This is a genomic window from Pseudomonas sp. BMS12 (genome assembly GCF_001592875.1).
Classification (GTDB): domain Bacteria; phylum Pseudomonadota; class Gammaproteobacteria; order Pseudomonadales; family Pseudomonadaceae; genus Aquipseudomonas.
Genome location: NZ_LSOF01000012.1, coordinates 151,344 through 161,139 on the forward strand (window position 1 = coordinate 151,344; position 9,796 = coordinate 161,139).

Consider the following 9,796-nt stretch of genomic DNA (forward strand, 5'->3'; position numbering starts at 1 on the left):
AGGACGTCCGGATGAAGAGACGTTATTCTATTACTCTTTTTGCCTCAGAGTCTTGTCGTCGTGCCGCGTCTGTTCGCCCTCCTATTTATATCCCTGCTAAGCCTGGCCGCTCAGGCCGAGGTACGGGTTCTCACCAGCATCAAGCCGTTGCAGCTGATCGCCGCCGCCGTGCAGGGCGATCTCGGGCAACCCGAGGTACTGCTGCCGCCTGGCGCCTCGCCACACCATTTCGCTCTGCGCCCTTCGGACATGCGCCGCGTGCAGGAAGTGGATCTGCTGTACTGGATCGGCCCGGATATGGAGAACTTCCTGCCACGCGTTCTGGCCAGCCGCGAGAAGCCGAGCATTGCTGTGCAGGACCTGGCGGGGCTGACCCTGCGCCGCTTCGGTCAGGAGAAAGGCGGTGAGGGCGCGCACGAGCATCACGACGAAGAGCACGACCACGATCACCGCCCCGGCAGCCTGGATGCGCACCTGTGGTTGCTGCCGGCCAACGCCCGGGTCATCGCCACGCGCATGGCCGCCGACCTGAGTGCCGCCGACCCCACCAATGCCGCGCGCTACCAGGCCAACCTGCAGGCCTTCGCCGGTCGCCTGGAAGCACTGGATGCCCGCTTGAAGCTGCGCCTGGCGCCGTTGGCCGGCCAGCCGTTCTTTGTCTTCCACCAGGCTTTCGACTACTTCGAAAGTGCCTATGGCCTGCAGCATGTCGGCGTCTTCAGCGCTGCCAGCGAGGTGCAGCCGGGTGCGCGCCATGTGGCGCAGATGCGTGCGGCGCTCAAGGCGGCCGGGCCGTCCTGCGTGTTCAGCGAGCCGCCGCTGCGCCCGCGCCTGGCGCAGACCCTGTCCGAGGGACTTCCGGTCCGGCTGGCCGAGCTGGATGCCCTGGGCGCCAAGGCGCAGAGCTATGAGCAACTGATCGACGATCTCGGCGCCGGCCTGGCTGGCTGCCTGGAAGGTCTGTAGGCGGCTGAGTCTGCTGCAAGGTCGGCCGGCATGGCGACAGGGCTGGGTTTGCCAGGAAGCATCCCTGCTCAGCCGGCTTACGAGCAGGGACGTTTCCGTCTGCGACCAGGGCTGGTCTCAGAGCACGACAGGCAAGTGCAGTGTCACCTGCTGGCGCTGGGCCAGGCGGCGCTGGAACTCGGCGGGGTCCTTGACCAGCACGTCGCGGCCCTGGAAGCGGCGCGCGGCAATCAGGCGCGACAGCCAGAAACGCAGGCAGGCGATGCGCAGCATGGCCGGCCACAGCTCGGCCTCGGCGCGGCTGAAGGGGCGTAGCGCGGCATAGGCGCCGAGCAGCGCCTGGGCGCGCGGCAGGTCCAGACTCTGGTCGGGCAGCGAGCACCAGTCGTTGAGGGTGATCGCCAGGTCGTAGAGCATCGGCCCCGAGCAGGCGTTGTAGAAGTCGATCACCCCGGTCAGGTGGTTGCCGTCGAACAAGGCGTTGTCGAGGAACAGGTCGGCATGCAGGTTGGCGCGCGGCAGGGCGAGGATGCGTGGCTTCAGTTCGCTGACCTCGTGCAGGCTGTCGCGCAGCAGCGGCAGTTGCTCGTCGTGCAGCTCCAGAGCCAGGACGGTGCCTTCTTCCAGCATCCAGTCGAGGCCGCGATCGCTGCGCCGTTCCAGCGGCGCGTCGTGCGTCGCCAGGTGCAGACGGGCCAGCCAGGCGCCGATTTCCGCGCAGTGGTGGGTGTTGGGTTGCTGCACATGCTTGCCGGCCAGGCGCGGCTGCAGCAGCGCGGGCTTCTCCGCCAGTTCGCGCAGCACTTCGCCGTCATGGGCGGCGACGCCATAGGGCACCGGCAGGCCGGCCTGATGCAGGCGCTCCAGCAGTTCGACGAAGAACGGCAGGTCGCCGCGCGGACCACGCTCGACCAGGGTGAGAACGAACTCACCGCCTTCCAGGCTGATGAAGAAGTTGCTGTTCTCGCTACCGGCCGCGATGCCCTGGAAGTCCTTCAGGCGCCCGAGCCCGTAGGGTTCGAGGAAGGCTTCCAGTTCGTGGCGTTCAAGGGGTGTGAAGACGGACATGGGCTTACCAGCTGAAGATTTCCCAGGCCGGAATCAGCATGTCCGGCTGGTCGGAGCGGATGAAGTTGCCTTCGCTGCCGTCGGCGCGCACCAGGAAGTACGGCTTGCCGTTTTTCGGCGTGACCTTGATGGCGTAGAGAAAGCCGTTCTGGCGGTATTCGGTGATGGTCTTGTCGCCGTCCTGGCGGATGGTCACGTCCGGGTCGCCGGTAACGTCTTCCTCGGCCAGGGCGAGCAGCGGGCTGGCGGCCAGTACGGCGGCCAGGGTCAGGCGGGTGAGCATGCGCATGGTAACCTTGTCCCTTTCTTCAGGTTGATGCAGCCATTCTAGCGCTCGCACCCGGCAAAAGGTTGATCCCAAGCATGTCCAATGCCCCTCTCGTTCTGGTCGACGGTTCCTCCTACCTGTACCGCGCCTTCCACGCCCTGCCGCCGCTGGCCAACTCCAAAGGCTTGCAGACCGGCGCGGTGAAGGGCGTGCTGAACATGCTCAAGAGCCTGCGCAAGCAATACCCCAACAGCCCCTTCGCGGTGGTCTTCGACGCCAAGGGCGGCACCTTCCGTGACGCGATGTTTGCCGAGTACAAGGCCAACCGCCCGCCAATGCCGGAGGAGCTGCGCGGTCAGGTCGAGCCGCTGCACGCCGCAGTACGTGCGTTGGGCTACCCGTTGCTGTGTGTGGAGGGGGTGGAGGCCGACGACGTGATCGGCACTCTGGCGCGGCAGACTGCAGCGCTGGGTCGCGACGTGGTGATCTCCACCGGCGACAAGGACATGGCTCAGCTGGTCTGCCCGCACGTCACCCTGGTCAACACCATGACCGGCAGCGTCTACGACATCGAGGGCGTGCGCGAGAAGTTCGGCGTCGGCCCGGAGCTGATCATCGATTACCTGGCCCTGATGGGTGACAAGGTCGACAACATCCCCGGCGTGCCGGGCGTCGGCGAGAAGACCGCGCTGGGCCTGCTGGTCGGTGTCGGTGGCGGCCTCGATGTGCTCTACGCCAACCTGGACAAGGTGCCGGAACTGCCGATCCGCGGGGCCAAGACCCTGCCGGCCAAGCTGACCGAGCACAAGGACATGGCGTTCCTCTCCTACCAGTTGGCGACCATCAAGGTCGACGTCGAGCTGGACGTCGGTGTCGACGACCTGCATCCGGGCGAGCCGAACCGCGCGGCCTTGGTCGAGCTGTACAGCGAGCTGGAATTCAAGGGCTGGCTGGACGAGCTGCAGCGCGAGAAGCCCAAGGCGCGCCCGGCCACGGTGCCCGCGCCCAGCGGCGGTCTGTTCGACCAGCCCGTCGCGGCTCCTGCCGAGATTGCTGCAGACGGCGAGCCGGCCGCGCAAGCCGAGAGCCGCTACGAAACCGTGCTGGAACAGGTGCAGTTCGACGCCTGGTTGCAGAAGCTGGAGCAGGCCGAGCTGATCGCCTTCGACACCGAAACCACCAGCCTCGACCCGCAGCAGGCCCAGGTGGTCGGCGTATCCTTCGCCGTCACCGCTGGCGAGGCCGCCTATGTGCCGCTGGCCCACTCCTACATGGGTGTGCCGGCGCAGCTGGATCGCGACGCCGTGCTACGTGCGCTCAAGCCGCTGCTGGAGGACCCGGCCAAGGCCAAGGTCGGTCAGCACGCCAAGTACGACATGAACGTACTGGCCAATGCCTCGACGCCGATCATGGTGCAGGGCGTGGCCTTCGACACCATGCTCGAATCCTATGTGCTGGACTCGACGGCGACGCGGCACGACATGGACAGCCTGGCGATGAAGTACCTCGACCACAGCACCATTCGCTTCGAGGACATCGCCGGCAAGGGCGCCAAACAGCTGACCTTCGACCAGATCGCCCTGGAACAGGCCGGGCCCTATGCGGCGGAAGACGCCGACATAACCTTGCGCCTGCACCAGACCCTGTGGGCCAAGCTGCAGGCCACGCCATCGCTGGCCAAAGTACTGCAGGAAATCGAGATGCCGCTGGTGCCGGTACTGGCACGTATCGAGCGCCAGGGGGCGCTGGTCGACGCCAAGCTGCTCGGTCAGCACAGCGTCGAGCTGGGCGAGCGCCTGGTCGAGCTGGAGCGGCAGGCATTCGCCATTGCCGGCGAGGAGTTCAACCTCGGCTCGCCCAAGCAGCTCGGCGCGATCCTCTATGAAAAGCTCGGTCTGCCGATCATCAGCAAGACCGCCACTGGTCAGGCCTCGACCGCCGAGGCGGTGCTGGCCGAGCTGGCCGAGCAGGACTACGAGCTGCCCAAGGTGCTGATGCAATACCGCTCCCTGAGCAAGCTGAAGAGCACCTATACCGACCGCCTGCCGGAGCAGATCAACCCGCGCACCGGGCGCATCCACACCAGCTACCACCAGGCCGTGGCGGCGACCGGACGGCTGTCCTCGACCGACCCGAACCTGCAGAACATCCCGATCCGCACCGCCGAAGGCCGACGCATTCGTCAGGCCTTTATCGCGCCCAAGGGCTACAAGCTGCTGGCGGCGGACTACTCGCAGATCGAGCTGCGCATCATGGCCCACCTGGCCAAGGACGAAGGCCTGCTGGACGCCTTCCGTCATGATCGCGACGTACACAAGGCTACCGCTGCCGAAGTCTTCGGCGTGGCCCTGGAAGAGGTGACCAGCGATCAGCGACGCAGCGCCAAGGCGATCAATTTCGGTCTGATCTACGGCATGAGCGCCTTCGGCCTGGCCAAGCAGATCGGCTGCGACCGCAAGCAGGCGCAGGCCTATATCGACACCTATTTCGCCCGTTATCCCGGCGTACTGGCCTACATGGAGCGCACCCGCGAGCAGGCCAGCCAGCAGGGCTATGTCGAGACCCTGTTCGGTCGTCGCCTGTACCTGCCGGATATCCATGCGAAGAACCCGTCGCTGCGCAAGGGTGCCGAGCGCACGGCGATCAACGCGCCGATGCAGGGCAGCGCGGCGGATATCATGAAACGCGCGATGATCGCCGTGGACGCCTGGCTGCCGCAGTCCGGCCTGGATGCCAAGGTGATCCTGCAGGTGCACGACGAGCTTGTCCTGGAGGTTCGCGAGGATCAGGTCGACGCGCTCAAGGCCGGCCTGTTGCCGCGAATGAGCGGCGCCGCCGAACTGGATGTGCCGTTGCTGGTGGAAGCGGGCGTGGGAGCCAACTGGGACGAGGCGCATTGAGGCAGGGCGCGTTTTCGCGTTATTCCTGTTTTCAGCGGCTTTTTAATCTTTTATCGCAACGCGATTTAAAAAAATCTGAACTATCTGCCAGCAGGGCCGGTCAGAGGATATGAATGGCACGACGCCCTTCAATGCTCCTAGCTGTGTTTTAGTGTTGGCAGATCTCTGAACCCCGCCCTAGCGGTTCAGAATTGAACCCCGGTCTTCTCCCTCCCCATACGAAGCCCGGGGTTTTTTTTGTTCGCGATTTGCTGCGCGTCGGCCATGCGTCGTTGAAATCCCGCCGGGACGCGGCGTCTCGGGCTGCTCATTTACAACGCGTAAACTCCGCGCCCTCGCGATTGACTCGCTACGCTCGCCCTGCGGGCCAGCCTGCGGCTGTTACTCCCGTTGGTCGTTGCGCCTAGCCTGGCTCTAGCTCGCGAAATCGCTGCTTTCTTCTTCCAGCAGCCCCAGCCAGCCGGCGAGCACCAGTTGTGCCTCTTCCACGCCCATGCGCTTCGGCGCGGAGAACAGCTGGATGCTGGCGACGTCATCGCCCCATTCCTTGCGAATTTCCTGACGCACCTTGAGCAGGGCGTTCTTCGCCGCGCCGAAGGCCAGCTTGTCGGCCTTGGTCAGCAGGATGTGCAGGGGCATGCCACTGGCCTTGGCCCAGTCCAGCATCATGCTGTCGAATTCGGTCAACGGGTGGCGGATGTCCATCATCAGCACCAGGCCGCACAGGCTCTCGCGGCTGCTCAGGTAGGCTTCCAGGTGCTTCTGCCAATGCTGTTTGAGCGGAATCGGCACCTTGGCGTAGCCGTAGCCCGGCAGGTCGACCAGGCGGCGCTCGTCATCCAAACGGAAGAAGTTGAGCAGCTGGGTGCGTCCCGGCGTCTTTGAGGTGCGCGCCAGGCTGGCATGGGTCAGGGTATTCAGCGCGCTCGACTTGCCGGCATTGGAACGCCCGGCGAAGGCCACTTCCAGGCCCTGATCGTCCGGGCACTGGTCGACCTTGGCGGCGCTGATGATGAAGCTAGCCTGCTGACACAGACCGAGGATGGGGTTCTTGATTGACATGGGAAATCCGGTTCGAGGCAGGGGCTGGAGGCGTTGCGCGCCAAGTGCGGCAAGGGGCCGCGGCATGCTGTCGCTTCCGTTTCAGCGTCGCCAGTATATAATGCCGCAGATTTTGTGTGCGCTTTGTCCTTCTGCCGGGAACGAGTCACAACTGCTGCGCGACCAGACGCAGGCCGTTCCCTCACTGATGAGGTTGGCTATGAAGAGAATGCTGGTCACCAGCGCAGTGCTACTGTGCTTGTCGAGCGTCGCCCAGGCGGCGCAGGATCCGGAAGCGGTGTATGCCAAGGCCTGTTCGGCCTGCCACAATGGCCAATTGCCGATGGCGCCCAAACGTGGCGACAAGGCAGCCTGGGAGCCCAGGGTGGCCAAGGGCATGGATGCGCTGGTACAGAGTGTCACCAACGGTTTGAATGCCATGCCGCCGCGTGGTTTGTGCATGGATTGCAGCGCCGAGGACTACCAGGCCGTCATCAAGTTGATGAGTGAGTAGTCCCGTAAGAACTCTTAAAACCTTTAGCCGTTATTGGATTAGCTGATGAACAAAGTACTCGTGAGCCTGCTGTTGACCCTGGGTGTCTCCGCTGCCGCGCATGCCGCCGGCCCGCTCGTCGGCGATGCCGAGGCAGGCCAGGCCAAGACTGCGGTGTGTGGCGCCTGCCATGGTGCGGACGGTAACAGCGCCGCGCCCAACTTCCCGAAGCTGGCCGGCCAGGGCGAACGTTACCTGCTCAAGCAGCTGCATGACATCAAGGGTGGCAAGCGTACCGTGCTGGAAATGACCGGCCTGCTGGATAACCTCAGCGAGCAGGACATGGCCGACATCGCGGCCTATTTCTCTAGCCAGAAGATGAGCGTCGGCGCCGCCGATCCGCAGATCGTCGCCCGTGGCGAAGCACTGTTCCGCGGTGGCAAGATCGAGGAAGGCATGCCGGCCTGCACCGGTTGCCACTCGCCCAACGGTGCCGGCAATGCGCCGGCTGCGTTCCCGCACCTGGGCGGCCAGCATGCCCAGTACGTGGCCAAGCAGCTGACCGACTTCCGCGAAGGCAACCGCACCAACGATGGCGACAGCATGATCATGCGCGCCATCGCCGCCAAGCTGAGCAACAAGGATATCCAGGCCGTTTCCAGCTACATCCAGGGCCTGCACTGAGTTGGATTGATACGCGGAAACAAAAGGGTGGCCATGGCCACCCTTTTTCGTTGGTGCTGCCGCTACAATGCCGGAACCCGCTGTGGCGCCGTCGGTCGAACCCACGCCCGCCCCGCGCGGTTCCCATCGCCAAGGAGTTCTGCATGCGTAACCTGATTCTCGGCGCCGCCTTTGCCTCGCTCAGCCTGTTCGGTACCTTCGCCCAGGCCGAGAGCATCGAGGCCGGCCGCCAGTACGACGAACTGAGCAGCCCGGTGCCCGTATCGCAACCCGGCAAGATCGAAGTGGTCGAGCTGTTCTGGTACGGCTGCCCGCATTGCTACCAGTTCGAACCGACCCTCAACCCCTGGATCGAAAAGCTGCCGGCAGACGTGCACTTTATCCGTATTCCCGCCATGTTCGGCGGTGTCTGGGACATCCACGGCCAGATGTTCATCACTCTCGAGTCGATGGGCGTGGAAAAGGAAGTGCATGACGCCGTGTTCAAGGCCATCCACCAGGAGAAGCGCAAGCTGGCGACGCCGGAAGAAATGGCCGAGTTCCTCGCCGAACAGGGCGTGGACAAGGACAAGTTCCTCAGTACCTACAACTCCTTCGCGGTGAAAGGCCAGGTGGCCAAGGCCAAGAAGCTGGCGCTGGCCTATCAGATCAAGGGCGTACCGGTGCTGATCGTCAACGGCAAGTACCGTTTCGACATCGGCAGCTCGGGTGGTCCGGAGCAGGCGCTGGACGTGGCCGACTTCCTGATCGACAAGGAGCGTGCCGCCGGCCCCGACCTGGTCGAGAAAGCCACTTCCGCCAATTGAGTCCAGCGCCATGTTGCGTCACTGGAGTTCCAGGCGTGTCGCCGGCCTGCGCCAGGCGCAGGTCAACGGCCATTGCCAGGACTCCGGTGCACGCAGCGCTGACGGCCTGCTGCGCCTGCTCAGCTTCAATATCCAGGTCGGCATCAGTACGGCGCGTTACCACCACTACCTGACCCGCAGCTGGCAGCATCTGCTGCCGCACAGCGGGCGGGCGGGCAACCTGCAGCGCATCGGCGCACTGCTGGGCGACTACGATCTGGTGGCCTTGCAGGAAGTGGATGGCGGCAGCCTGCGCTCCGGCTACGTCAATCAGGTCGAGCATCTCGCCGAGCTCGGCGCCTTTCCCTACTGGTATCAGCAGCTCAATCGCAATCTCGGGCGCTTCGCCCAGCACAGCAATGGCGTGCTCAGCCGTCTGCGGCCCAGTCAGCTGGAGGATCACCCGCTACCCGGTCCGGCGGGGCGGGGCGCGGTGCTGTTGCGTTTCGGCGAAGGCGAGGAGTCGCTGCTGGTGATCAACATGCACCTGGCCCTGGGCCCCCGTGTGCGCACCCGGCAACTGGCCTACGTGCGCGAGTTGATTCAGGGGCATCGCCATGTGGTGCTGATGGGCGACATGAACACCCATGCCGTCGATCTGCTGCAGCACTCACCTTTGCGTGACCTTGGCCTGGTCGCGCCGCAGATCGAGGCCACCTTCCCCAGCTGGCGCCCGCAGCGCTGTCTGGATCATATTCTGCTGAGCCCCGCACTCGCCCTGGAGCGAGTCGAAGTGCTCAGCCAGCCGATTTCCGATCATCTGCCGGTCGCGGTGGACATCCGCCTGCCGAGTAGCCTGACTCTGCCTATGCTGTAGTGGCTTTGCCACTGGATCGCCACCATGACCGATGAAGCCCAGCGCTGGAAAGCCAAGTACCTCAAGAGCCTCGAACAGCAGGAGCAGCTGGAGCAGCGCTGGAACCAGCGGCTCGACCTGTTGCGTCGCGGTCTGGTGCGCAGCTCGCTGGCCGCCGAAGGCAGCGACAAGGCGGTGGACCAGTGCATGCAGGAGCTGCGTGAGCTGATCCGGGGCGACAAGATGGATGCCGGCCTTTCCGGTCTGATTCCGCGCCTGGAGCGGGCGGTGCTGGATTCCGAGCAGCGTCGCCAGCAGCGCCAGGAACAGAATGTGGCGGGCTTCGCCGGGCTGACCCAGCAGCTGTTGGCCATGGACCCGCCACGCGAGGTGCGCCGGGCCCTCAAGCAGTTTGCCAAGCGTATCGACGAGCGCGCCAGCCAGCCCCGCGAGTTGCCGGCGCTGCTGGCCGAGCTGGCTAGCCTACAGGAGAAGACCCTGGCCGTGCTGGCCAGCGAGCCGGTGGCGCGCCCTGGTCTGCTGCAGCGTCTGTTCGGCAATCGCGAGCAGGACGTGGCCGAGCAGAGTGCCGCACCGGCGCCCGCCGCGGTCGAGCCTGTGCTTGCAGATGGATTGTCGGAGGACGAGCCTGAACTCGAGACTCCGACTCCGACTCCGACTCCGACTCCGACTCCGACTCCGACTCCGACTCCGACTCCGACTCCGACTCCGACT

The 9,796-nt window shown here is 64.9% G+C and carries 9 protein-coding genes and 1 pseudogene; 7 read left to right on the plus strand and 3 right to left on the minus strand.

Going from position 1 to position 9,796, the window contains the following annotated elements; all coding sequences use genetic code 11:
- The first annotated feature begins 60 nt into the window (after nt 1-60).
- The gene (locus tag AYB31_RS12025; RefSeq protein ID WP_082805285.1) at nt 61-966 is read left to right on the plus strand and encodes a zinc ABC transporter substrate-binding protein; all 906 of its coding nucleotides are present in this window, start codon (nt 61-63) and stop codon (nt 964-966) included.
- Nucleotides 967-1,083: 117 nt separating this feature from the next.
- Here AYB31_RS12025 and AYB31_RS12030 read toward each other — a convergent pair whose 3' ends face one another.
- Together AYB31_RS12030 and AYB31_RS12035 are read right to left on the minus strand one after the other, a co-directional pair.
- Nucleotides 1,084-2,034 (minus strand): homoserine kinase, encoded by a 951-nt coding sequence (locus AYB31_RS12030; protein WP_068828928.1) that lies wholly within the window; start codon nt 2,032-2,034, stop codon nt 1,084-1,086.
- Between the two features lie 4 nt (nt 2,035-2,038).
- Entirely contained in the window at nt 2,039-2,323 is a 285-nt protein-coding gene (locus AYB31_RS12035; protein WP_068828931.1) for a DUF2782 domain-containing protein, read from the minus strand.
- Between the two features lie 74 nt (nt 2,324-2,397).
- Here AYB31_RS12035 and polA point away from each other — a divergent pair, with 74 nt between their 5' ends.
- Nucleotides 2,398-5,202, plus strand: a complete 2,805-nt coding sequence (gene polA / locus AYB31_RS12040; protein WP_068828933.1) for a DNA polymerase I — start codon at nt 2,398-2,400, stop codon at nt 5,200-5,202.
- 414 nt (nt 5,203-5,616) lie between these two features.
- Here the strand turns inward: polA and yihA are convergent, their stop codons facing one another.
- On the minus strand, nt 5,617-6,264 hold the full coding sequence (yihA, locus tag AYB31_RS12045) for a ribosome biogenesis GTP-binding protein YihA/YsxC (RefSeq protein WP_068828935.1): 648 nt from the start codon (nt 6,262-6,264) through the stop codon (nt 5,617-5,619).
- Between the two features lie 208 nt (nt 6,265-6,472).
- On the opposite strand from yihA, the gene AYB31_RS12050 reads away from it, so the two are divergent.
- The 5 genes and pseudogenes from AYB31_RS12050 to AYB31_RS12070 form a co-directional block, all read left to right on the plus strand.
- A complete protein-coding gene (locus tag AYB31_RS12050) occupies nt 6,473-6,757 on the plus strand; it encodes a c-type cytochrome (RefSeq protein WP_442961815.1) in 285 nt (94 codons plus the stop codon).
- 45 nt (nt 6,758-6,802) lie between these two features.
- Complete coding sequence (locus AYB31_RS12055; protein ID WP_068828939.1) at nt 6,803-7,420, plus strand: c-type cytochrome; 618 nt, start codon at nt 6,803-6,805, stop codon at nt 7,418-7,420.
- Between the two features lie 143 nt (nt 7,421-7,563).
- The gene (locus AYB31_RS12060; protein WP_068828941.1) at nt 7,564-8,226 is read left to right on the plus strand and encodes a thiol:disulfide interchange protein DsbA/DsbL; all 663 of its coding nucleotides are present in this window, start codon (nt 7,564-7,566) and stop codon (nt 8,224-8,226) included.
- 10 nt (nt 8,227-8,236) lie between these two features.
- Entirely contained in the window at nt 8,237-9,082 is an 846-nt protein-coding gene (locus AYB31_RS12065) for an endonuclease/exonuclease/phosphatase family protein (RefSeq protein ID WP_068828942.1), read from the plus strand.
- A gap of 24 nt (nt 9,083-9,106) precedes the next feature.
- Nucleotides 9,107-9,796, plus strand: a pseudogene (locus AYB31_RS12070) (GGDEF domain-containing protein); the annotation flags it as partial.